The following is a 22,426-nucleotide window of genomic DNA, read 5'->3' as shown; positions in this document are numbered from 1 at the left end:
TGAGATTTTACAGGCTGAACGTGATGTCGTTGTCGCCGAGCGCGATACCGTCGTCGCCGAGCGGGACATTGCGGTGGCGCAAGCCGCCAATGCGCAGGCCATGCTGTCGGACAGCGAGGCCTTGATTGCCCGTCTGGAGCTGGCGATCGAAAAGCTGAAGCGCGAACTGCGCGGCCGGCGATCCGAGCGCACGGCGCGCCTGATCGACCAGATGGAATTGCAGCTCGAAGAACTGGTGATGGCGGCGACGGAGGATGAAGCCGCAGCGCAGGCGGCTGCCGCCAAGACCTCGAGCGTGCGTTCGTTCACGCGCAAACGGCCGGTCCGAAAGCCGTGGCCGGAGGATATCGAGCGCGAGCGCGTGGTGATCGACCCGCCAGTCACCTGTGCATGCTGCGGCGGGTCGCGCCTGTCGAAACTGGGCGAGGACGTCACCGAGACGCTGGAGGAAATCCCGCGCCGGTTCAAAGTGATCGAGACGGTGCGGGAGAAATTTACCTGCCGAGACTGCGAGGCGATCAGCCAGCCGCCGGCGCCGTTCCATGCCACGCCGCGCGGCTTCATCGGTCCTCATCTGCTGGCGACGATCCTGTTTGACAAGTTCGGCATGCATAGCCCTCTCAACCGCCAGAGCACCCGGTTCAAATGTGAGGGTATCGAGCTTTCGACCTCGACGCTGGCCGACCAAGTCGGGTATGGAACAGCCGCTCTCCTGCCGATCTTTGATCTGATCGAGGCGCATGTCTTCGCGGCCGAGCGTCTTTTTGGCGACGACACCACCATTCCCATCCAGGCCAAAGACAAATGCACGACCGGGCGAATATGGACCTACGTGCGCGATGACCGGTCCTACGGCGGAGCGGCAGCGCCGGCGGCCATATACTATGCTTCGAGCGACCGGCGCGGCGAGCACCCGCAGAAGCACCTGGCCGGGTATGGCGGCATTCTGCAGAGTGATTGTTACAACGGCTTCGAGCCGCTCAGTGTCGCCGAAAAGAAAGCGGTACCGATCACCTTTGCCTTTTGTCATGCGCACGCGCGGCGCAAATTCTTTGAACTGGCCGACATCCAGAAAAGTGCCCGGAACCACAAACGCAAAGGCAAGCCGATCTCGCCGATCGCCCTGGAGGCCGTCCAACGGTACGATGCGCTGTTCGAGATCGAACGCGAGATCAATGGATTGAGCGCCGCAGAACGGTTGGCCGCGCGGCAGGAAAAGAGCAGGCCGCTGTTCGATGACATGCACGAGTGGCTAAAACGGGAGCGCGCCACGCTCAGCAAATCGTCCGAGGTGATCGAGCCAATCGATTACATGCTGAAGCGATGGGATGGTTTTGCCCGTTTCCTCGAAGATGGCCGGATTTGCCTCACGAACAATACGGCCGAGCGCGCGCTGAGAGGAATTGCACTCGGGCGTCGAAACTGGACCTTCGCCGGTTCCCAGCGTGGGGCCGATCGTGCCGCCATCATGCTCTCCGTCATCACGACTTGCCGTCTCAACGACGTCGACCCAAAGGCCTGGCTCGCCGATGTGTTCGCCCGCATCGCCGATCTTCCCGTCTCCCGCCTGCACGAACTGCTGCCTTGGCAATGGAAGTCACACAAAGGGACGGCTATTGCGGCGGTCGCGTAAACAGCTTCCGGAACAATGCTTCCGAACGCTCCAGGCCTTCATCTGTCAGGATCAATGACTTCGACTTGTTGACTGGGTCGCCGATCATGCCCTTCTTGTGAAGCCGATCCGTCGTTGCCCAGTCGAAGCCCTTCCAGGCACAGCGCTCGTTATGCAGCGTCAGCCATAACAGCGCCAAAACGGCATCGTCGATCTTGTCCTCATCGATCTCCATCAACCGACGTTACCACGCGCGGCGCCCGAAATCCCGCGGCCCTGCTCGGATGGATACTCTTCACCGACCAGCCCTGCACATGGAAGGCCCGTCGAACACGCGCAATCGTATCCACTCGCTTCAACTCCCGCTCCATCCGCCGCTAAAAGCCGGATGGTCAGATGAAATCTGAGGGGGGTCAAAATTGGACGCCGATTACCCCGCCAAGGGGGTCAAATTTGCATGCCTAAACACAGGCAGGGCCATCGGCCGGATCAGCAAACGCATACTCGAGGCCGCATGCCTCGCACTTCGGTTTTAGAGTCAAGAAGCCTTCAAAAAGATGCCCTTGTCCGCAGCGGGGGCAAAGGCCGCGCATGCCGGTTCGGGCAGGGAGGAGTGGTGGATATTCAGCTGTCATGGCGGAGCTCTTCTTATCTATTGAATGCATACATAACACATACAATAGTGCATTCAATAGATCGAGGTGAGTTATTGTCGCATCCTTTTCGGGTAAAAGGCCACACGCCGGAAGTGCGTCATAGGTTGCCAATGGCGCGCCGTCATTTTGTCGACCCACAACAATCCCCGAACAAGCACGAAAGGGAGGGGTTGGTGTGTCTCCATGGTCAGGCCCCCAAGGTAGAACTGTGAGATTTGCGAGAACAATGGGCGCAAACACGCAAAGTTCATGAGCGGTTCTACATGACAAAAATAGCCTGGTTCGGGGAAGCCCAACTGCTCAGATGTAACCTGAACGTTCGATATGTTGAACAATAGCTTCTGCTTGGTTTCCTCGATCTGGCGGCCTTGCGATGAGGCAGCACAAAGCTCTTATCAAAGCTCTCGCCTCAGGTCTTCCAACCGAGCGCGTCCGCACGTAACATCGTGTCGTCGCCGCTTCCCTGGAGGATGACGGCGTCAGTTCGTGCAGCGACACACGCATGGTCTCCCTTCTACGATCGCCAGGGCCCGCGTTCCCACAGTGCTGCTGTCGGAACAGGCTGAGTTCGAACCCGACCGCTCACTTCCGAATAACAGAGGAGAGCGCGAATGCGGTGAGCGTATCCCTCACGCCGGGCAGTTCCGATATTGATTGCCAAATCTGGCGAATGCGATCGGCTTGAGGAGCTTCAACCCGCACCAGCAGATCAAAATCGCCGGTCATCACGTCACAGGCAACGACCTCCGGGATTGTCCGCAAAGCCTGAATGACTTCGCCACCCCTCATGCGATCATGGCGGTAGACGAACATCAATGCGGTGGTAAGCTGACCCGGGTCGGCGCCGTCGCCGGTAACGATTGTGTAGCCCTTGATGAAGCCTTCGCGTTCAAGCCGTTCTATCCGAACCCGAACAGCATTCCGCGACAGATTGACCTTACCTGACAGCTCGGCGTGAGAAGCCCGCGCGTTAGCTTTAAGAGCGCAGAGGATTTGTTCATCGACGCGGTCGAGAAGGTATTTCATGCCGGACGGCACTCCGCCTGCCGCGCCGCTGCTGCAAATGTCGTTGATTCAAAGGCGCGAACTTTAGCCTGAAGCAGGCGAGTCTTGTCCTTCTCACCGGCATAGCACTGTTCGTGCAATTCACCCTTCGGAAGGTCTGCCCAGCTGACGAGAACACCGGCGATTTCGGAAAACAGGACGTCATCGTGCCGAAGCCGGAAGTTGGCGACGCCACTCCTGTCGCCGTCGGCGATACCAGTCATCGATGATAACGAAGTCATCCCGTAGGCAGCGGCAACCGAGTTTCGGTCCTCGTCGGATATTTCGGTGAAAATGGCCATCTTCCCCTCCGCTCAACCGCACGCATTGTTTGAGACATCCGCAAACTCGGCGGCGTCTTCAAAAATCTGCTTATTTTGAGCTTCAGTCAGAACATTTTTCCTCTTCGACGACGTCTCGGAAGTTGCTCTTCTCCACCAGCGCCTTTTTGGAAAGATTGGATGCTTTGCTGTATCCGACGAGCGACGCCAACGGCATGGCGAGAACAACGGATTGGTCGAGCAAAGTCCGATCCACGCCGACTTCGATACCATCGATGCAGCGTTTCTTCAAGGTCACCATGCCCCTTGTCAGCGTGCGCATTCGACTGCAGGATACTCAAAACGATGACCGGTTCCATCGCATTCAGCCGCAACTGACCGGCACTTGCGGCGTGCGCCACTGTGAGATCATTCCCGATTGGACTTTCCCCCGTCGTTCCGCAGGGAACCAGACCGAAGGAACCTTCCTCGATCTGCCATTCGATGAGATCGCGCAGCGCGAGCTCATCGATTCGACCATCAGCAAAAGGCGTGACAGGCGCAGCAATGGAACCCTTGAACATTGTTTTACTCCGGAGTTGCTGATGGCATATCGTGTCGAACAGGTCGTCAAGGCTTCAGGCGGTTGATGCAAACCACCTTCGGCTGGGTCATGTCCTCATAGGCAAACCGGACCCCCTCGCGGCCCATGCTTCCATACTTGAAGCCGCCAAACGGCATTGCATCGAACCGGTAGTCGGAGGAGTCGTTGATCATGACGCCACCCGCCTCGATCTTGCTTGCAGCTTCGAGCGCCCCTTCCAGGTCATTGGTAAAAATGCCGGCGTGAAGGCTGTATTCAGGGCTGTTTGCCAGATCGATGGCATCCGCAAGTCCATCGAAGGGCTGAAGAATGACGATCGGCGCGAACACCTCCTCGCCCCAGACGTCACACGATGTTGGGACATTCTCCAGGACCGTCGGCGGATAGAGATTGCCGGTCGGCTTGTGGCCGCAAAGCAATGTCGCGCCGGCGGCGAGCGCCCGATCGACCATGACGACCGCCCGGACGACCGCCTTTTCGCAGATCATCGGGCCGACATCGGTGTCTCCATCCAAGGGGTTGCCGGTCTTGAGCGTCCTGGTTTCTGCGACGAACTTAGTCTTGAATTGCTCATAGATCGGCCGCTGGATCAGAATTCGCTGCGTACCAATGCAGTTTTGGCCGGCTGCCCAGTAGGCCCCGGATACACAAGCCTCGACAGCTACATCGAAGTTGCAGTTTTCCATGACGATGACCGGCGCATTGCCGCCAAGGTCCATGGCAAGTTTCTTGAGGCCCGCGGTTTTGGCAATCGCCTCACCAGTGGCAAATCCACCAGTAAAGGAGATCATGCGAACGTCTTTCGCCGCAACGAGAGCCTTTCCAAGCTCAGCGCCGCCGATCGCAACCGTTATGATTTCCTCGGGCAGACCGCTTTCGACCAGGACCTCGACGAGCTTGATGGCAGAGAGAGGGGTGAGCTCGGACGGCTTCAAAAGCACTGCATTGCCCCCGGCGATTGCCGGGCCAAGTTTGTGGGCAACAAGGTTGAGCGGATCGTTGTAGGGCGTGATGGCGGCAATGATGCCGAGCGGTTCTCTTGTGTACCACCCCTGGCGAGACTCCGAGCCTGCGTAAGCATCGAACGGGATGACTTCGCCGGCATTGCGTTTGGCCTCTTCGGCGGAGAGCTTCAGCGTATTGACGCACCGGGTTGTCTCTTTGCGGGCCTGCGTAATCGTCTTGCCCGCCTCTTTGACGATGAGGAGCGCGAAGTCCTCGCGGCCGGCTTCTATGGCTGCGGCGGCCTTTTCAAGGGTCGCCGCCCGCTTGTGACGCGGCAGCGCCCTGGCAATCTGCGCCCCGCGTCTTGCCCGCTCCAGCAGCACGTTCACGCCGGTGGCACAGGTTTCCACGACCGTTCCAACCAGCGTACCGTCGAACGGGCTTCTAACGGCAATTCCGTCAGGGGCCTCCGTTTGGGTGAGTGCAAGATTGTACATCATGCAGCCTCCTTAGCGATGGCCGAGGCACCGGCCGAATGAATGGCAACAATATCGGAAAGAAGAGCATAGGCGGTTTCGATGCGGCCGGCGCCAGGTCCGGTGATTGTCACGGCGCCCAGAAGTTCGGTGTCGAGCGACACTGCATTGGTGGCGCCGTTGACGCCTGCGAGGGGATGATCGAGGCCAAGCCGCCTCGGTGCAACACTGCCGGTCACGCTGCCATCGTCATTGCGGACAGACGATCCAACGAGCTTCCAGCGGCTACCTGCCTTGGCGGCTTGCTCGATGTCAGAGGCTGATAGACCGGAAATGCCCTTGCAGGTAACGTCCTCAGGCTTAAGATTTGCGCCAAGCAGTTCGTTTGCAAGGATAACGACCTTCAAACGAACGTCGAAACCTTCCACATCCGCAGTCGGGTCGGCCTCGGCGTAGCCGAGCTCTTGGGCTTCCTTCACGGCGGAGGCGAAGTCCAGACCGCTTTCCATGCGACCGAGGACGAAGTTGGATGTGCCGTTGAGGATCCCTTCGAAACCCTTCAACTCGGCGCCGGCAAGCGTATTCTCGGCCATGCGAATAACAGGAGTGCCGCTCATCACTGCGCCCTCGTACTCGAAGCGCACGCCGTTGGCTGTCGCGAGTGCCTTAAGTGCTTGTGCAGCGATGGCGACGGGGCCTTTGTTGGTGGTGACAACGTGCTTGCCTGTCTCAAGCGCCCAGCGGCAATGCGAGACGGCGGGTTCGCCGTCCTTGGGATTGGTGAAGGTTGCTTCGACGATAATGTCCGCAGGTGCCATCTTGATGATGGTTTCGTTGTCGGTTTCAGCATTTCCGCCGGAAAGCTGTCCAAAGCCACCTTTTTCGAACTTCGCCTCTATAAGGGTCATGGCATCAAGCCCGTTCGGCGAAATCACCGAGCCAAGATAGAGGTCGCTCACTGCGACGATATTCAGGCGGAAGCCGAGATCGCGCTCCCAGAGCTGGTTCTTGGCGGCAATGAGTTCTGCCAGGGCACGATTGACGCCGCCAAATCCGATGAGAGCGATATTGTAAACGGTCATAACGATCCTCCAGTGAAGTCCATGAGGCTAAGCATGGGATGCGGATTGCTCTGCAGGAACCATGCAGATAGACCAAAGAGCAGTGCAGTTTGCTCAATCTCCTGCCCGAGGCAGATCAGGTACTGGCGAGCTTCATCATGAGGATCCCCGACAAGATCAAGGCACCTGCCGCCTGACGCATGGGTGACGCCGGCTCTCCAAGGATCGCCATTCCGAGCAAGAACGAGCCGACGGCACGAATCCCGGTCCAGACCGTAGAGGCGGTCCCGTGCGGCAGAACTTTCATCGAGATTGACAGCAGCACGCCGTCGGCAATCATCGCAATTACGGTGATTGCCGACGGCATGAGCAATGTGAATCCCGCTGAGCGCTTCATGTATAATGCCCAGACGTCTCGAGCAGACCGGCGACAAACAGGATAAACCAGTACATAGTGTCCTTCCCGGCGGACCTTCGGTCAGCCGAGCATCAGGCGCGAAGGCGAAGTGATTTGCTCGTGAAGGCGCAATCCACTTCGGCCTCATTCATGTTCCTTTCAGTTCGCTCCGAAGGTCTCGTCCAGCGCATTGGTGATGTCGGCGATGAGATCCTCGGCATCTTCCAGACCGATCGAAAGCCGCAGATGTCCGAATATCTGGAAGTTCGGCGGGTAACGATCGGAGCCGCCGCGGTCACTGCCCCCCACATGGACGACCAGGCTTTCGTCATGACCAAGCGAAGCCGCTGAGGTGATAATCTTGAGATTGCGACAAACCTGTTCTGCGTGTCGGGATCGCCGTCGACGGCAAAAGCCATGACCGCGCCATAGCCCTGCCAGCAAACTGGTCCTTGCAATGGTCTCGGCGGGGATCAGCTTGGTGTTCGGGCGGACTGCCGCTCTGACGGCATCCATGTCGCCCATATCGACGAAGGTGGCTATGTTGTAGCGCTGTGGCAGAGCTCCGAAAACAGCAGACCGCCTTGTAGGTCACGTCGCCGACAATCACATGGTCGCCGCTCTTTAAGAAGGTGAAGAATACCGCGTAAAGCGCCGCAACGCCGGTTGCGAAAACAGCCGCATCCTCGCCGCCCTAGCGGATGCTCTGTCAGGATTGAGGGTGCCCTGCGGCCGCGAACTCGATTTGCTGAGCTTTGCCCGCTATCAAGAACCGTGGTGTTAAGAGCGCGCCGGATCATCAGGGCGCCACACGCCCCGTTAGCAACTCGCCCTGGCAGCAGTCAAGAAACGGTCATGATCGCGTAAAGCATTAGGACCGAGTAAATTACAAAGGCCGCTACCGCGATGACGCTGACAATCATCATCACCTTGTCCGGGCCAACGACGATTTTTCGCGTTTTGTCGGGCAGCTCTGCTAGAAGCCCAAAGCGCGAGGGAGCTTTGTCGGTGTCCATTGGTGTCACCTCCCATTTGGCTGTGCGCTAACTGGCGACCCGCAGAAATGTTCCTCTTCCTTCGTCGGGACGCTGTGAAACAGTTGCGATGTCCATTCCGCTCGTTCAGGTGCAACCGCAAAAATTCTCTTGCGGCAGCATTCCCCATTCATCAGATGACCAACAGCCAAGCCTAGGGTTCGTAATGGTTGCGAGGGGCGTGGCGTGAGAAGGGCCCTGTCCACAGGCAGATCACAGCCACAAGCAAAGGCAAATTTCGCCTCACATGTCGACGCTATGTGGACCCATGTGGTCCTGGGCCTGCTGGTCGCAGCAATATCGGCGTGGGCTCTTTGGGATGAACGGCAGAATCCTCACGCCCGGCTTGATCGCCAGGGATGCCCGCCGCGACGCGTACGGGCATCCCAAGTTTATGAACTTATCGAAAAGCTTTCCTTCGATATCTCGCTTGCGCTGTTCGTACGAGCACACGTTTCTGGTTGATGAATTCTCGGGCGCCAGGCCTGCTGCCTCGTAAAAGCCACCCGATCGTCAGTGCTTGCCACTAATGGCATGTGACCCTTACGTTTTTCCGGAACAATAAGCCGAAAAGTCGGTTGGTTTGAAACAATCGGATCGAAGGAGAGTCGACGTTTGGAAACGGCGAGTGCCCGGCCGCCCCTTAACAAGGAAGAGCATGCAACGGCCGAACCAGCGTTAAAATTTCTGACGCTGTTGGAATTGAAACCCAATTCATGCCGGTGGCCAGTCAACAGCCCCGCGCCGCGCAAGTTCTATTTGTTTTGTGGTTCGCGGGCCGATGGACCAAAGCCGTACTGCAAGCTGCATTGCGAAATCGCTTACAGGCCAAATGTCAGAAGAGACAGATCGCCACGAGGGTAGAAAGATGTTGGAATGGCGAAATGGCGGCTGTCAACCGCGGCGTCGATGATCAGCCAAATAGCGGTCATCTCAACGCCGAGCTGTGGCGTTGCGCGGGGTCAGCCGTTGCGCTGGCCGGCCGCACCTTTGGTGTCAGCATGACGTGCTGTCGTTACAGTCAAGTTGAACGAAGACAACAGAAGACGCTCCGTTGACGCCACGTCGTGAGGCGACGTTCACTATTCTGCCTGGCCTTTCACGGGTCATAAGGGCGGCCGTGGCGTCGCGGAACAATAAACGGCGCGGAGTTTCAGGTCGACGGGTCCGCCCGTCAGCTTCGCGCCATTGACGTGGTCAGCGAGCTCGAAGCGCCGGAAAAAGGGTTCCCAGTGCCAGCACAATGAAGATACTGGCCGCTGCCTTCTCTCCGGCGCTCATCGAGGCGGATCACGCGAAAAATGCGCACAGGCGTGCCCAGATTCCTGCCGTCCGATCAATATGTTTTGCCCTGATATAGCGCGCCGTCCTTGCCGCGCTTACCGTCGTGCCGAAATGGCAGAAGCAGACGATGTCGTGCAACTGGCCGTCGGAAAGTTGGAAAAACCGCTTCGCTTCCCCGTAAGTGTCGTTCTCCAAACCGGTCGCCCGAAGCAGAGGATCGTCGAAGGCGACCGAAAGGGCCGAATTGTCGCAACGTAGTGCCGATCGTGCCCTGGCCGGCTGATATTCTGTCTCATGCAACGTCGAGAGGACCCGGTGTGGATCAACTTCAAGAAGGTCTACCCAACGTTGGAGACGCTTATCGCGCGACAGGAGCTGAGGGAAATCCTGGCCAATCTTGGCAAGGGTCAGCAGTTGGTCAAGTTCATGGTGCTTCATATCGTCCTCCCGACGAGTGACGCTGGCTATCATTGGGACCAAACCCGGAGACGGGTTGATCTACGGCTATAATTTTAGAGGTATGGCATATAGCGCCAATATCAAGAAGCACGTCGTCGGTATCGCACACTTGACCTGCCGTAATTGCTGTTCAAGTAGGCCACGCGTTCGGGATCCCGCACGAAGCCACGCGGGAGAAGCTGGGGAACGGGTGTGCAGCCAATGGACCCAGGAATGCAATTGCGAGACAAAAATATGCCGCTTCTCTGCCTGGCGCGCTTCGCGCCCGGCACGAACCCGCTTCGCGGGAGGGTACTCGCCGCGAGGCTGGTGTGATCATCTGAGGTCCCCGAAGGATCAGCATCGCCGCGCCCGCGAATCCTGAACGCTGCCCGCAGCCTGCTAACAACGCAGCGACCAGATCGACATACGCCCGCCATGCCCATGCTGCGGCGGAGTCCTGACATCGATCAGCGGTATGTTTTGGGTGCTCGATGAAACGTTCCACGGGCCTCTGTTGCATCTGCCGAATGACGAGGCGGTTCTCACACGGCCGGTGCAAGGATAGCGCCGGGGCGCTGGTGCCAATTTGCTGCCGAGCAAACAATCGTCGGAAATGCGGACAATTTCATTGACCTCGCTCAAAGACCGGCAGGCGGCCGTCTTTTAGATTTGTGGCACGATGAACAGCAAAGAGAGCCCGATGTCCCAGGCAATCATGGAAAAATACGGCGAGGCGCGTCTGCCTCGTTACACCAGCTATCCGACCGCGCCGCACTTTGCCGCGATGCCCGACAAGACGATCTATGCCGACTGGATCGCATCCATTCCCTCCGGCGAGCGCACGTCACTCTATCTTCATATTCCGTTTTGCCGCTCGATGTGCTGGTACTGCGGCTGCCACACGACAATCACTCAACGCGATCGGCCGATCATGGATTATCTCGAAGTTCTGCATCGTGAGATCGAGCTGGTTGCACAGCTACGCAACCAGAGCCTCTCGGTCGGAGAAATCCATTTTGGCGGCGGCACGCCGACGATTATTCAACCCGTCGAATTCATCGCGCTGATGGACGCCATCCGAAGCAGGCTCGGATGTGCGCCGGCACTCAATACGGCGGTTGAAATCGACCCGCGAACCTTGTCTGGCGAGATGGCCGCTGCTCTTGGCCAGGCAGGTGTCACGCGCGCAAGCCTTGGCGTGCAGAGCTTCGACCCGGTCGTCCAGAAAGCGATCAACCGCATCCAAAGCGTCGAGGTTACCGCGCTGGCAGTGGAGCATCTGAGAAAAGCAGGTGTTACGCGTCTGAATTTCGACCTGATTTACGGGCTGCCTCATCAAACGGTTGAATCCTGCGTCGCAACGGTCGAGGCGGCGGTTGCCATGCGTCCGGACCGGTTTGCCGTGTTCGGCTATGCCCATATCCCGGCTTTCAAGAAACATCAGCGGATGATCGACGAAGCCGCGTTGCCAGATGCGCATTTGCGGGCTGAGCAGGCGGAAGCAATCGCAAAGGCCCTCGTTACCGCCGGATACGCAAGGATAGGACTGGATCACTTCGCCTTGCCGGATGACGAACTTTCTGTGGCGCAGATGAGCGGCCGGCTCCATCGTAATTTCCAGGGTTACACCACGGATGATTGCAAGACGCTCATCGGCCTTGGTGCCTCGGCGATCGGAAAATTTGCTCAAGGCTGTGCCCAGAACGAAGTACCGCCGGGCCTCTACGCCGATCGCGTCGCCGCTGGTGAGCTTGCCATCGCCAAGGGATATCATCTGACACCTGAGGACCGGTTCCGGGCAGAACTGATCGAGCGGGTCATGTGTGATTTCACCGTCGATGTCGCGGCCATCGCCGGAAGGCATGGGTTCGATCCCGAGCTTGTCCTCGAAAACAACCCGAAGCTGGACGAACTGCTTGGCGACGGTCTTGTTCTTGTGGCCGGAGGTGCAGTTCTCGTGAACGAGCAATATCGCTTCATCGTCCGGTCCGTCGCTGCAGCTTTCGACGCCTATCTCGGCAAGGAAGGACGAACCTTCAGCAAGGTTGCCTGAAGCCGTTCCTGTAAGGGAAAAGGCCCATCCGCGGATGCCGAGCCTCTCGGCGGATGCATTTCCTTCTACGCTGTTAGACCGCCTCTGGGCATCCAGCACATCATGCTGGGGATCGACCATCTTCTATTCGTTCTCCCCATGCTGCTCCTGATCTGCAAGCCGAAGGCACTTGTGCTCACCGTGACCTCGTTCACGGTGGCGCATTCGATTACGCTCGTCTTCGCAGCCCTGGGCATCGCGTCCGCGCCGCAGCCGCCCGTCGAAGCGCTGGTCGCGCTCAGCATCATGTTCGTAGCGTCCGAGATCATCCGAACCGCCCGAGGGCACGTCGATCTTTCGAGCCGCTATCCCTGGCTTATCAGCTTTCCGTTCGGCTTGTTGCATGGGTTCGGATTTGGCGGTGCCCTGCGCGAAATCGGATTATCCCAGGGAGACGTTCCGCTCGCGTTCAACCTCGGTATCGAAGCAGGACAGCTTGTGTTCGTCGCTGTCGCGCTTGCGGCGATTGCCAGCTTTAGACTGCTGCTCGTTCTCGACTTCTCACGTTTGCGGTTCTGGTTCGCATATCTGATCGGAACGCTTTCGGCTTTCTGGTTCGTGCAGCGAGTCGCGGGATTTGGCTGAGCATGCAGCGTGCATTACTTATGACCGCTGTTGGGATGAAGGGCGACTGCGGCCGCGGTTACATTCGTCGGTCTTGCGAGAGATCTCTCAAACGCCTCGGTGTATAACGCATAGAACTGTATTGCGTCCGCTTCGCTGCAACAATCGTCGCCTTGCTCGACGGCCTGCGCGGCGAGCGTTGGTCGTTCTGCATGGTTGGACACAGAGCACACAGCCCGGGACCGTCAGATCTGAACGGGCTTGACGGTGTCGACGCTGATGTTCCCCTTAAGCACCCCACGTCTGAGATCTCGTCGGGAATGCTCCACCTCAATGACGGTGTAGAGCTTTTCCGACCTGAACGCGCTCGCATTTCTTGTAGTCACATCCTCGGCGGGAGCTGAATCAATTTCCATGAAATCGAGCTCACGTTCGGCGGCAACGATGCGCGCATCGCCTGGTGTTCGCGCGGCAACCACCACTTCACCCTGACACGGCGAGTTGTCCCACCGGGGATCGTCGGCTTGCGCTATGGGAACGAGGCGATAGATATTCAGAAGTTCAGGCCCACTGCCCGCGGCGGTCGTCGAGTCGAGGATTTGGGCGCGGCTCTCGACAGACCGGCCGAATTCTGTCGGGCTAGTTCCAGCGGAAGGGCCAACATGCTTCTCTTCGTTTGTGGCGTTCGACATCGGAGGGCTCCTCATGAGGTAAGATTGTCGCAAGGGGATCAATTAGCGTGATGCCCGGCAGGAACTTAGACTCCGTCGCGCTCGGCGCCCTGCAAGCCTTTGATCTCGTGACGCCAGAAGTCCTCCGCCCCTACAGGCGCGATCGTCGTTGAGGACTGCGCGGCGCTTACCACTAAGCCCGATTCCGCGGCCACATCTTTCGGTCGATTGCCTGTGGCGCTCATCGTGTAACCCCGTACAAAAAGCCCAGAAAGCCCGCAGCTACCGCGGCCATGATCGGCTTCGCCTGTGCCTTGCGGCGGAACTCTTTTATCGCCAGACGCCCAGCTCCCGAGGCCGCTTCGCGGAGCGAATCCTGCAGCCGCGCGACTTCTGATCGCAACGCGCTGAGCTCCTCCTGATTGTGCGCTTTCCGGTCTGTCGCTGCTAGCGCTTCATCAACGAGCGGTGTTGCCTCTTCGAGCCGGTTGTCCGTTGCAATCTCGTCATCTGTCATGTCCAACTCCTGTACGAGGGCGTCTACTATGTCTACTCAGTCCCGCCGGGGCCGTGCCGGCGTAGCCTCCACCACCTTCTGCGCCTCCGCGCTCGAAACCGTATCGCCGCGTCCGTAACCACTGGCGCGCATGAATGTTCCGCCCATCGTCAATATCCAGCGGAATGCGACACGATCTCCGATGTCGTCGAGAAGATAGTCGGCAGAAACGCCTCTGCAGATGGTGCGAAGACAGCGAGGCAAGTGCGTGTTCGATGCGGGAAATGGCGCCGAGCGGCGTTGCCGTCACAGATAAATCTCGTAGCGTGCAAGTACGCTGAAGCAGGATGGCGTAGCGACAGCAGTCACTCTTATCGGAGCGCTTGCCGTGATGGACGACGTTTGACTGCCGTAAAGAGCAAATACGGAGCTACAGGCAGAGGTAACTACTTTGGGAGTATGGTGAACGGTTTAAGATATGCAGTTTCGCCCTCTTTTGCCGATCTTAACAGGGCATCGATCAGCAAGTGAGCAGCTAATGCATCAATACCTTGGACGCGCGGTTCTCTATCCTTTTCCAGTGCCATGAGGAAGTCTTCGTGCAAGGCGCGGTGATTGTGATGCGAGAACGCCATCGGGTCGGCGCCGCTGCCGCGATCGGCGGTATCGTCTGTCAATAAGAAGGTTCGGCCGTCCATCAGGGCGATGACGCCACCATCGCCCTCCAGTCTGGCGGAACCTTTGGTTCCAAGGATTTCAATGCTGTCAGGAAAGCCGGGATAGGCCGCAGTCGTCGCACTCAAGACGCCGATGGCACCATTGCCGAAACGCAAGGTGGCATGAACCAGATCTTCGGTTTCCATGCGATGAATCGGGCTGGTCAGGGCAAGGCAACTGACCTCTACCGGGAGGCCGGTGAGCGCGATCAATTGGTCGATCGTGTGAATTGCCTGCGTCAGCAGTACGCCGCCGCCATCGCGGGCAAGCGTTCCGCGACCCGGCTCGTCATAATAGCTTTGCGGACGCCAGTTNGCGAGCCGTATCGAAGCGGAGACGATCCCTCCCAGTTCTCCTTCGGCAATCCGCCGCGCCGCCTCGACGAATGTCGTGCGGAAACGGCGCTGGAAAGTGATGCCTAGCCTGATCGATGCCTGTCTGGCGGTTTCGACAACCTGCCGTGAGCGCTCCAGAGTGACATCCAGCGGCTTTTCGAGGAGAACATGCTTGCCCGCCTGCGCGGCCCGCTGCACCAGTTCCAGATGTGTGTTTGGCGGCGTCAGGATGACAACATAATCGATGGAGCGATCCTCGAAGATCGCATCGACATTTTCTACCGTCGGGAGGCCGAAGCGCGCATGGAAGTCGCTTCTGCGCGCCGCGCTTGGGCTGAAGGCGCCGACGACATCCAAGCGGTCCGTCAGGTCGAGAAGGCTCAACACGTGCGGCGGCGAAGCCATGCCGAGACCGATGATGCCGACGCGGAATTTGCCGGAGGCAGCCATTGGCTCCGTCTCCTACAGCCAGTCCGGAATGCCGGTTAGCGACAAGGTGGTCTGGATGCCGCGCAGTTCTGCGAGCCCCTTCAGCCGCCCGATGCAGGAGTAGCCGGGATTCACCTTCTTGCCGATATCGTCGATGATCGCATGGCCGTGGTCGGGGCGCATGGGGATCTGCCAGTTTTCCCGGCCCTCGCTTTTCCGGCGGGCTTCTTCCCGCATCAGCGCGGCGACGACGCGCACCATGTCGGTATCGCCGGCCAGATGCTCGGCCTCATGGAAGGAGCCGTCCGGCTCCCTGGTGACGTTGCGCAGATGCGCGAAGTAGATTTTCGGACCGAAGGCCTTGGCCATCTGAGGCAGATCGTTGACGGCGTTCGATCCGTAGGAGCCTGTGCATAGCGTAATCCCGTTTGCGGGGGAATCCACGGCATCGAGCAGCGCCTTCGCATCCTCGGCCGTGGAGACGACCCTCGGCAAACCGAAGATCGGAAAGGCGGGATCGTCCGGATGGATCGCCATGCGCACGCCGACTTCCTCGGCCACGGGTACGATCTCGCGCAGGAAGGAAAAAAGATTTTCACGCAGGCCATCAACCGTCAAGTCGTCATAAACGGCGAGCGCCCTGCGGAAACTGTCGCGATCGAAAACGAATTCACGCGCCGGAACCCAGCCGATCAGGTTGCTTTCCAGCCGGGCAAGGTCACTCTCGCTCATGGCGGCAAGGCGGGTTTTCGCCTCGGTGATGCGCTCTGCCGGGTGGTCGGCATCTGCGCCTTTCCGCTTCAGCACAAGCAAGTCGTAGGCGCAGAAATCGACGATGTCGAACCGAAGCGCGTCGCCGCCATGCGGCATAGGGGCGTGCAGATCGGTGCGCGTCCAGTCGGTAATCGCCATGAAGTTGTAGCAGAGCGTCTTGACGCCCGCGGCGGCAATCGCCCGGACCGATTGCTTGTAGTTGTCGATATAGTCCGTGTAGCGGCCGGTGCGCGTCTTGATATCCTCGTGCACGATGATGCTTTCGACCACATCCCAGGTCAGGCCGGCGCCCTCGATTTCGGCCTTGCGCCTTGCGATCTCGTCGGCCGGCCAGGCGCGGCCGTCGTTCAGGTGATGCAGTGCGCTGACGATGCCCGACGCGCCCGCCTGATGGACATGGGCGAGCTTTACCGTGTCGTCAGGACCGAACCAGCGCCACGTCTCCTTCATGCCAGCAACTCCTTCAATGTAGCCTCGGCCCCGTTTCGCCGGAGGGCATTCAGATGGCTGGCCGTCAGATCAACGAGTTCTTCCCTGTATGGCGAGCCGGCGGCAAATCCCGCAGCTTCAAAGGCCGCGCGCGCGGTTTGCCCAGCGTTGGCATTTTTCGCGAAGATTTCGGCAAGTACAGGGTCCAGCGGGTCGGTGAAATGGCTGGCCGGCAGAGTCCGGCCGCGTGCCTGCGCGGCGGCAAGCCATGCTGCTGGAGCCAGCATGAGGTGTCTGGCCGAACCGCCGGCTGCAAGCCGCGCCAGCGCGACGGCGATGATCCGCTGGGGCAGTTTCTGGCTGCCGTCATTGGCGATCTGCGCGGTACGGTGCTTGAGGGCGGGATTGTCGTAACGTCTTTCAAGTTCGGCCGTGTAGGCCTGCGGATTGAGGCCGGCATCAGCCGGCAGGGACGGGATGGCTTCCGCCCAAAGCCGCGAGACAAACCGGCGGATCAACGGATCGGAAAAGGCGTCCGAAACGGTCGGCTTGCCCATCAGCAGGCCGAGATAGGCGATCGAGGAATGCGAGCCGTTGAGCAGCCTCAGCTTCATTTCCTCGAATGGCGCCACATCCCTGACCATTTCAACGCCGAACCGTTCCCATTGCGGGCGGCCTGCGGGAAAATTGTCCTCCACCACCCATTGCAGGAACGGCTCCGTCGTTACCGGCCAGGCATCACTCACGCCAAGCCTTGCGGCGATGCGGGCGCGATCCTCGTCGGTAGTGGCCGGCACGATGCGGTCGACCATGCTGGAAGGGAAGGCGATGTCGCTGTCGACGAAAGCGCCAAGCGCTTCGTCGCGCGCCGTTGCAAAGGCGACGAGCAGACGTTTCAGCGTCGCGCCATTGGCGGGGAGGTTGTCGCAGGAGAGAATAGTGAAGGGGACGGTTCCCGCCGCGCGCCGCCGTGAAATCGCTTCCGCCAGAAAGCCGTGGATGGTCGTTGGTTGCCTGGGGTTGGCAAGGTCCCAGACGATGTCAGGATGAGCGAGATCGAGATCGCCCGCGGCTGACCGCATATAGGCCTTTTCGGTGACCGTCAGGGTAATGATCCTGACACCGGGATCGGTCATCGCCTGCAAGAGGGCGTCCGGGTCTTCCGGCGCGACAAGAGACCGAAGAAGGCAACCGATAACCCGCAGGCGCTCGCCGCCGCCATCAACGACGGAAAGGGTGTAAAGCCCGTCCTGGGGGGCCAGCGCGTCGCGGGTGTCGGAGCTGCGCAGCGACGCCCCGATGATGCCCCATCCTGTCTCTGCGTCATTCAGGCAGTCATCGACGAAAACCGCCTGATGGGCTCGGTGGAAGGCGCCGAGCCCCAGATGGACGATACCGGGCATCGTCTGCGAGCGCGCATAAGCTGGCCGAGCGATATCGGCGGGCAGGGTTTCCAGGGTGCTGCTGTCAAGGCGCGCAGCGGGCGCCTCAAGATGATCCGTCATGGCTCCTCCCACTGGACGTAGCGGCATCAGTGCCCGAGCGCTCAAAAGTCGTCAAGCCGAAAGTGATTATACAACTGATGTTTTTTGGTATGTTGACATGATCTCTGTTTCGCCATACCACATCGAGCAGCCGAAGGAGGAGCGGTTCAAGCGATGGCTCTGGTTGCACAAGATTTGCTGTTTCCCGCTGACCCCGCTTCGCGGAGCGTGGCCCGTGATCTCTACGCTGGGATCAAGGACCTGCCGATCGTCAGTCCGCACGGGCATACCGATCCGAGCTGGTATGCCGAAAACAAGCCGTTTCCCGACCCCGCGCAACTGCTGATCGTGCCGGACCATTACATTTTCCGCATGCTGTTCAGCCAGGGCGTAACGCTCGAGGAACTCGGCGTGCCGACGCTCGACGGAGCGCCGGTCGAGACCGATGGCCGGCGGATCTGGCGCCGCTTTGCAGAGAATTATCACCTATTTCGCGGGACGCCGACGCGGCTGTGGCTGGATTATACCTTCGCCAATCTGTTTGACCTCAGCGATCCTTTGACCGTCGACAATGCGGACAATTATTACGACGCGATCGCAGCCCAGCTGGCGACGGAAGCCTTCCGCCCCCGTGCGCTGTTCGAGCGGTTCAACATCGAGGTCATCTCGACAACGGACAGCGCGCTCGACGAACTGAAGTGGCACGCAATGATCAGGGACAGCGGCTGGAGCGGACGCGTCTTACCCGCCTATCGTCCGGATGCCGTCATCGACCCGGATTTTGAGGGCTTTAGGGAAAACGTCGACAGGCTCGGCGCTGTCAGCGGCTGCGACACCGGGCGCTGGCAGGGTTATCTGGATGCGCACAGGAACCGCCGAGACTACTTCAAGTCGTTTGGCGCGACGGCGACCGACCACGGCGTCCTCTCGGCGCAGACCGCTAATCTGGCGGCGGGGGAGGCGGAGGTGCTCTTCGACAGGGTTCGGCACGGCACGGCCGATGCGTCCGAGCGGGCCTTGTTTCGTGCGCAGATGCTCACCGAAATGGCAAAAATGAGTGCCGATGACGGCCTTGTCATGCAGATCCATCCGGGCTCATGGCGCAATCATTCGCCGGCGGTTTTCCGCAAGTTCGGCCGCGACAAGGGTTTCGATATCCCCACGCAAACCGATTATGTTGGTTCGCTCAAGCCCTTGCTCGATGCGGTTGGTACGGACCCGCGCGTTTCGATCATTCTTTTCACGCTCGATGAAACCAGCTATGCGCGCGAGCTTGCCCCGCTGGCCGGCGTCTATCCGGCTCTGAAGCTGGGGCCGGCCTGGTGGTTCCACGACAGCCCGGAAGGCATGCGCCGTTTCCGCGAGATGACGACGGAAACAGCCGGCTTCTACAACACCGTCGGGTTTAACGACGACACCCGGGCTTTTCCATCCATTCCGGCGCGGCACGATGTTGCCCGCCGGGTCGACTGCGCTTTCCTGGGGCGGCTCGTTGCCGAGCATCGTCTCCGGGAGGAAGAGGCGCACGAGCTGGCGCACGAGCTCACGTATGGTCTCGTCAAGAGGGCATACAACCTTTGACTTTATGGCTGCAACAGCGGGCAGGGCCCGCCAACTGGGAGGAGAAAATGTTGCATATTACCAAACTCTGGACGAGCGTTGCGCTCGCCTCGATGCTCATGCTGGGCGTAGCGTCGGCAGAGACGGTGCTGAAATCGTCCGACACCCATCCGGACGGCTATCCGACCGTCGAGGGCGTCAAATATTTCGGCGAACTCGTCAAGGAAAGGACTGGCGGACGCTATGCAGTGGAGGTCTATCACTCCGCCCAACTCGGCGAGGAAAAGGACACGATCGAGCAGGTTCGCTCCGGCGTCATCGAGCTCAACCGCGTTTCCATGGCTCCCTTCAACGGCACCGTGAAGGAAACCATCGTTCCGGCGCTACCCTACATCTTCCGCTCCGAAGACCATATGCACAAGGTCATGGACGGACCGATCGGCGACCAGATCAAGGCAGCGTTCGAGCCGGCCGGGCTGGTGGCGCTTGCCTTTTATGATGCCGGTTCGCGTTCCTTCTACAACTCCAAGAAGCCGATCAAGACCGTTGAAGACATGAAGGGGCTGAAGTTCCGCGTCATCCAGTCCGATATCTTCGTCGACATGGTTGCCGCCCTCGGCGCCAATGCGACCCCGATGCCCTACGGCGAGGTCTATTCCTCGATCGAGACCGGCGTCATCGACGGCGCGGAGAACAACTTCCCCAGCTACGACACCGCCAAGCACTTCGAAGTCGCCAAGTATTACTCGCTGGATGAACATACGATTCTTCCGGAAGCGTTCGTGATGAACAAGGCCGCCTTCGACAAGCTGACGCCCGAAGATCAGGCGATCTTCAAGCAGGCGGCGAAGGACAGCGTTGCCAAGCAGCGCGAGCTGTGGGCGGCCAAGACGCAGGAATCGCGCGGGACTGTCGAAAAGGCCGGCGCCCAGATCAACGAGGTCGAGAAGCAAGGCTTCATCGATGCGATGAAGCCCGTCTACGACAAGCACATCACGGATGAAGTCCTGAAGAAGCTCGTCGCCGACGTCCAGGCTGTGCAGTAAAGCTCGTTCGGCCGCCCCTCCCGTTGGAAGGGCGGCCGGTTTCGAAGACCTGTCCGGGCCGGGCGGGTCCGCTCCTTTCCGCAGGCCGGAAAGGTCAGGAGACAATAGAAGCCATGTCCATCGATATCAGATCAGGCGTGCCCTTGCTGGCGAAGCTGAACACCGCGGCGCTCTATGTCGCCGGCGCAGGGCTGGTCGTCATGACGGCCATCGTCGCATGGCAGGTTTTCTGCCGCTATGTCCTCAACGATTCACCGAGTTGGACCGAGCCCGGCGCGGTGATCCTCATGAGCTGGTTCATTTTTCTCGGCGCTGCCGTGGGCGTGCGTGAAAACAACCATATGGGCTTTGATGTGCTGCTCTACGTCCTGCCGCCCGCCGGCAAGAAGTGGCTGCGCATGATTTCCGATATCGTCATCTTCGCCTTCGGGCTCGGGATGATCTGGTATGGCGGCAATCTCGTCGCACTGACCTGGGGCACCACGCTCCCGGCACTCGGCATATCGGGTGCATGGGACTATGCGCCGCTGATCGGTGGCGGCGCACTCATCACGCTGTTTTCGCTTGAGCGCATCGTCATGCGCGTTACCGGCGCCCCGATCGACGAAGCCCTCGATGAAATGGCCCCGACCGAAATCGCCGTCGAGCTCGAGAATATCAGTGACGTCCGCAGGGACGCCGCCGAGGCCGCATCCAAGGACACGCCCGTCGTGGCGCAGAGGAATTGAGAAGATGGAACTCTGGATACTGTTCGGCACGTTCACGCTACTGATGCTGATCGGCACGCCCATTGCCTTTTGCCTCGGCGTGTCCAGCCTGGCGACGGTGATCTACATGGGCTTGCCGCCGCTGGTCGTCTTCCAGCGCATGAATTCGGGCATGAGCGTCTTTTCGATGCTCGCCATTCCCTTCTTCATCTATTCCGGCGACCTGATGGTGCGCGGCGGCATTGCCGGCCGCATTGTTGCCTTCGCCGCGTCAATTGTCGGGCATTTGCGCGGCGGGTTGGGCCAGGTCAACATCCTGACCTCGACGCTCTTCGGCGGCATTTCCGGTTCGGCCGTGGCCGAGGCGGCAGCCGTCGGCGGCCTGATGATCCCGCAGATGAAGGCACGCGGTTACGGTGCTGACTATGCAGTCAACGTCACATCGATGGCGGCGCTCATAGCACTGCTCCTGCCGCCCTCGCACAACATGATCATCTATTCCATTTCGGCAGGAGGCAAGATTTCCATTGCCGACCTCTTCACGGCAGGTGTTGTTCCCGGTCTGCTCTTTGCCGCCGTGTTGATGGTGACGGCGTATATTGTCGCGCGCAGGCGCGGCTATCCGACGGAGCGGTTCCCCGGCGTAGTGGCCGCCTTGCACCTGCTGGCCGTGGCTCTGCCCGGCCTTCTGCTGATCGCCATCATATTCGGCGGCGTACGGTCCGGCATCTTCACGGCGACGGAGAGTTCCTGCATTGCGGTTATCTATGCCCTGCTCGTCACGCTGCTCATCTATCGGCAGTTGAGCTGGGGGGACTTCGTTCATGCGACGATGGGCGCGGTGCGCACCACTGCCATGGTTCTGCTGATCATCGGTTGCGCGGCGGCGTTCTCCTGGCTTATGGCATTCCTGAGGGTTCCGTCCACGCTCGTCGCCTGGATGCAGACCCTTTCGGACAACCCGATCATGATCCTGCTGCTGCTCAATGTACTGATGCTGGTGCTCGGCACTTTCATGGACATGGGCCCGACGATCATCATCACCACGCCAATTTTCCTGCCGATCGCGACTGCCTATGGTATCGACCCCGTGCATTTCGGGGTGATCATGATCTTGAACTACGGCATCGGACTCAATACGCCACCGGTCGGCGGCGTGCAGTTCGTTGCCTGTGCCGTCGGCAAGATATCGGTGTGGGAAGCCATGCGTTCGATCTGGCCTTTTTATGGCGCGGGTATCGTTGTGCTGCTGCTGGTCACATATATTCCGGCACTCTCGCTTTGGCTGCCGAGCGTTTTTAAGTAGGA

The 22,426-nt window shown here is 59.6% G+C and carries 22 protein-coding genes and 3 pseudogenes; 8 read left to right on the top strand and 17 right to left on the bottom strand.

Annotated features, from left to right (window positions below; all coding sequences use genetic code 11):
• Window positions 1-4: 4 nt before the first annotated feature.
• On the top strand, window positions 5-1,633 hold the full coding sequence (gene tnpC / locus A3AY_RS35755) for an IS66 family transposase (RefSeq protein WP_083926012.1): 1,629 nt from the start codon (window positions 5-7) through the stop codon (window positions 1,631-1,633).
• Here tnpC and A3AY_RS0121100 read toward each other — a convergent pair.
• The 11 genes and pseudogenes from A3AY_RS0121100 to A3AY_RS39315 all read right to left on the bottom strand — a co-directional run bounded on the left by A3AY_RS0121100 (window position 1,614) and on the right by A3AY_RS39315 (window position 8,071).
• The gene (locus A3AY_RS0121100) at window positions 1,614-1,847 is read right to left on the bottom strand and encodes a DUF6429 family protein (protein ID WP_018327668.1); all 234 of its coding nucleotides are present in this window, start codon (window positions 1,845-1,847) and stop codon (window positions 1,614-1,616) included. The two genes, tnpC and A3AY_RS0121100, sit on opposite strands and share 20 nt — an antisense overlap.
• A gap of 235 nt (window positions 1,848-2,082) precedes the next feature.
• Window positions 2,083-2,247 (bottom strand): annotated as a pseudogene (locus tag A3AY_RS38055) (DUF983 domain-containing protein); the annotation flags it as partial.
• Window positions 2,248-2,850: 603 nt separating this feature from the next.
• Window positions 2,851-3,294: an Lrp/AsnC family transcriptional regulator gene (locus A3AY_RS0121090; RefSeq protein ID WP_018327666.1), complete on the bottom strand. Its 444-nt coding sequence runs from the start codon at window positions 3,292-3,294 to the stop codon at window positions 2,851-2,853.
• Window positions 3,291-3,614, bottom strand: a complete 324-nt coding sequence (locus A3AY_RS0121085; protein ID WP_018327665.1) for a hypothetical protein — start codon at window positions 3,612-3,614, stop codon at window positions 3,291-3,293. Before A3AY_RS0121085 ends, A3AY_RS0121090 begins: the two co-directional genes overlap by 4 nt.
• Before the next feature lie 30 nt (window positions 3,615-3,644).
• A pseudogene (gene aspA, locus A3AY_RS35750) lies at window positions 3,645-4,012 on the bottom strand (aspartate ammonia-lyase); the annotation flags it as partial.
• Window positions 4,013-4,156 (bottom strand): annotated as a pseudogene (locus tag A3AY_RS40655) (dihydrodipicolinate synthase family protein); the annotation flags it as partial. It abuts the pseudogene before it with no gap.
• 46 nt (window positions 4,157-4,202) lie between these two features.
• On the bottom strand, window positions 4,203-5,621 hold the full coding sequence (locus A3AY_RS0121070) for an aldehyde dehydrogenase family protein (RefSeq protein ID WP_040669073.1): 1,419 nt from the start codon (window positions 5,619-5,621) through the stop codon (window positions 4,203-4,205).
• Window positions 5,618-6,679, bottom strand: coding sequence for a homoserine dehydrogenase (locus A3AY_RS0121065; RefSeq protein ID WP_018327661.1), 1,062 nt, complete (start codon window positions 6,677-6,679; stop codon window positions 5,618-5,620). Before A3AY_RS0121065 ends, A3AY_RS0121070 begins: the two co-directional genes overlap by 4 nt.
• 115 nt (window positions 6,680-6,794) lie before the next feature.
• On the bottom strand, window positions 6,795-7,055 hold the full coding sequence (locus tag A3AY_RS35745; protein ID WP_018327660.1) for an SMR family transporter: 261 nt from the start codon (window positions 7,053-7,055) through the stop codon (window positions 6,795-6,797).
• A gap of 159 nt (window positions 7,056-7,214) precedes the next feature.
• On the bottom strand, window positions 7,215-7,571 hold the full coding sequence (locus tag A3AY_RS38050) for a PLP-dependent transferase (RefSeq protein WP_234913082.1): 357 nt from the start codon (window positions 7,569-7,571) through the stop codon (window positions 7,215-7,217).
• Between the two features lie 326 nt (window positions 7,572-7,897).
• Window positions 7,898-8,071 carry a hypothetical protein gene (locus tag A3AY_RS39315; protein ID WP_018327658.1) on the bottom strand — a complete coding sequence of 58 codons (174 nt, stop codon included), beginning with the start codon at window positions 8,069-8,071 and terminating at the stop codon, window positions 7,898-7,900.
• 633 nt (window positions 8,072-8,704) lie between these two features.
• Between A3AY_RS39315 and A3AY_RS41535 the strand changes: the two genes are divergently transcribed.
• Window positions 8,705-8,953, top strand: a complete 249-nt coding sequence (locus tag A3AY_RS41535) for a GcrA family cell cycle regulator (RefSeq protein ID WP_162709214.1) — start codon at window positions 8,705-8,707, stop codon at window positions 8,951-8,953.
• A 426-nt stretch (window positions 8,954-9,379) separates the two neighbouring features.
• Here A3AY_RS41535 and A3AY_RS0121045 read toward each other — a convergent pair whose 3' ends face one another.
• Window positions 9,380-9,811, bottom strand: a complete 432-nt coding sequence (locus tag A3AY_RS0121045) for a hypothetical protein (protein ID WP_018327656.1) — start codon at window positions 9,809-9,811, stop codon at window positions 9,380-9,382.
• A 703-nt stretch (window positions 9,812-10,514) separates the two neighbouring features.
• Between A3AY_RS0121045 and hemN the strand changes: the two genes are divergently transcribed.
• Window positions 10,515-11,867, top strand: coding sequence for an oxygen-independent coproporphyrinogen III oxidase (hemN, locus tag A3AY_RS0121040; protein WP_026203675.1), 1,353 nt, complete (start codon window positions 10,515-10,517; stop codon window positions 11,865-11,867).
• Window positions 11,868-11,924: 57 nt separating this feature from the next.
• Window positions 11,925-12,491 (top strand): HupE/UreJ family protein, encoded by a 567-nt coding sequence (locus A3AY_RS35740; RefSeq protein WP_338053476.1) that lies wholly within the window; start codon window positions 11,925-11,927, stop codon window positions 12,489-12,491.
• A gap of 224 nt (window positions 12,492-12,715) precedes the next feature.
• Here A3AY_RS35740 and A3AY_RS0121030 read toward each other — a convergent pair whose 3' ends face one another.
• The 5 genes from A3AY_RS0121030 to A3AY_RS0121010 all read right to left on the bottom strand — a co-directional run bounded on the left by A3AY_RS0121030 (window position 12,716) and on the right by A3AY_RS0121010 (window position 17,826).
• Window positions 12,716-13,162: a hypothetical protein gene (locus tag A3AY_RS0121030; protein WP_018327653.1), complete on the bottom strand. Its 447-nt coding sequence runs from the start codon at window positions 13,160-13,162 to the stop codon at window positions 12,716-12,718.
• Between the two features lie 220 nt (window positions 13,163-13,382).
• A complete protein-coding gene (locus A3AY_RS0121025; protein ID WP_018327652.1) occupies window positions 13,383-13,658 on the bottom strand; it encodes a hypothetical protein in 276 nt (91 codons plus the stop codon).
• Window positions 13,659-14,083: 425 nt separating this feature from the next.
• Window positions 14,084-15,139, bottom strand: coding sequence for a Gfo/Idh/MocA family protein (locus A3AY_RS35735; RefSeq protein WP_018327651.1), 1,056 nt, complete (start codon window positions 15,137-15,139; stop codon window positions 14,084-14,086).
• A gap of 12 nt (window positions 15,140-15,151) precedes the next feature.
• Window positions 15,152-16,342, bottom strand: a complete 1,191-nt coding sequence (gene uxuA, locus A3AY_RS0121015) for a mannonate dehydratase (RefSeq protein WP_018327650.1) — start codon at window positions 16,340-16,342, stop codon at window positions 15,152-15,154.
• Window positions 16,339-17,826 carry a mannitol dehydrogenase family protein gene (locus A3AY_RS0121010; RefSeq protein WP_018327649.1) on the bottom strand — a complete coding sequence of 496 codons (1,488 nt, stop codon included), beginning with the start codon at window positions 17,824-17,826 and terminating at the stop codon, window positions 16,339-16,341. Before A3AY_RS0121010 ends, uxuA begins: the two co-directional genes overlap by 4 nt.
• A 153-nt stretch (window positions 17,827-17,979) precedes the next feature.
• On the opposite strand from A3AY_RS0121010, the gene uxaC reads away from it, so the two are divergent.
• The 4 genes from uxaC to A3AY_RS0120990 all read left to right on the top strand — a co-directional run bounded on the left by uxaC (window position 17,980) and on the right by A3AY_RS0120990 (window position 22,424).
• Window positions 17,980-19,386, top strand: a complete 1,407-nt coding sequence (gene uxaC / locus A3AY_RS0121005; protein ID WP_018327648.1) for a glucuronate isomerase — start codon at window positions 17,980-17,982, stop codon at window positions 19,384-19,386.
• 92 nt (window positions 19,387-19,478) lie between these two features.
• The gene (locus A3AY_RS0121000) at window positions 19,479-20,411 is read left to right on the top strand and encodes a TRAP transporter substrate-binding protein (RefSeq protein ID WP_234913091.1); all 933 of its coding nucleotides are present in this window, start codon (window positions 19,479-19,481) and stop codon (window positions 20,409-20,411) included.
• 113 nt (window positions 20,412-20,524) lie between these two features.
• Entirely contained in the window at window positions 20,525-21,139 is a 615-nt protein-coding gene (locus A3AY_RS35730) for a TRAP transporter small permease (RefSeq protein WP_018327646.1), read from the top strand.
• A 4-nt stretch (window positions 21,140-21,143) separates the two neighbouring features.
• On the top strand, window positions 21,144-22,424 hold the full coding sequence (locus tag A3AY_RS0120990; RefSeq protein WP_018327645.1) for a TRAP transporter large permease: 1,281 nt from the start codon (window positions 21,144-21,146) through the stop codon (window positions 22,422-22,424).
• Window positions 22,425-22,426: the final 2 nt, after the last annotated feature.

The organism is Rhizobium giardinii bv. giardinii H152, from assembly GCF_000379605.1.
Taxonomy (GTDB): domain Bacteria; phylum Pseudomonadota; class Alphaproteobacteria; order Rhizobiales; family Rhizobiaceae; genus Pararhizobium; species Pararhizobium giardinii.
Note: the sequence above shows the minus strand (reverse complement) of the source record. Positions and strands in the feature narration are given on the sequence as shown.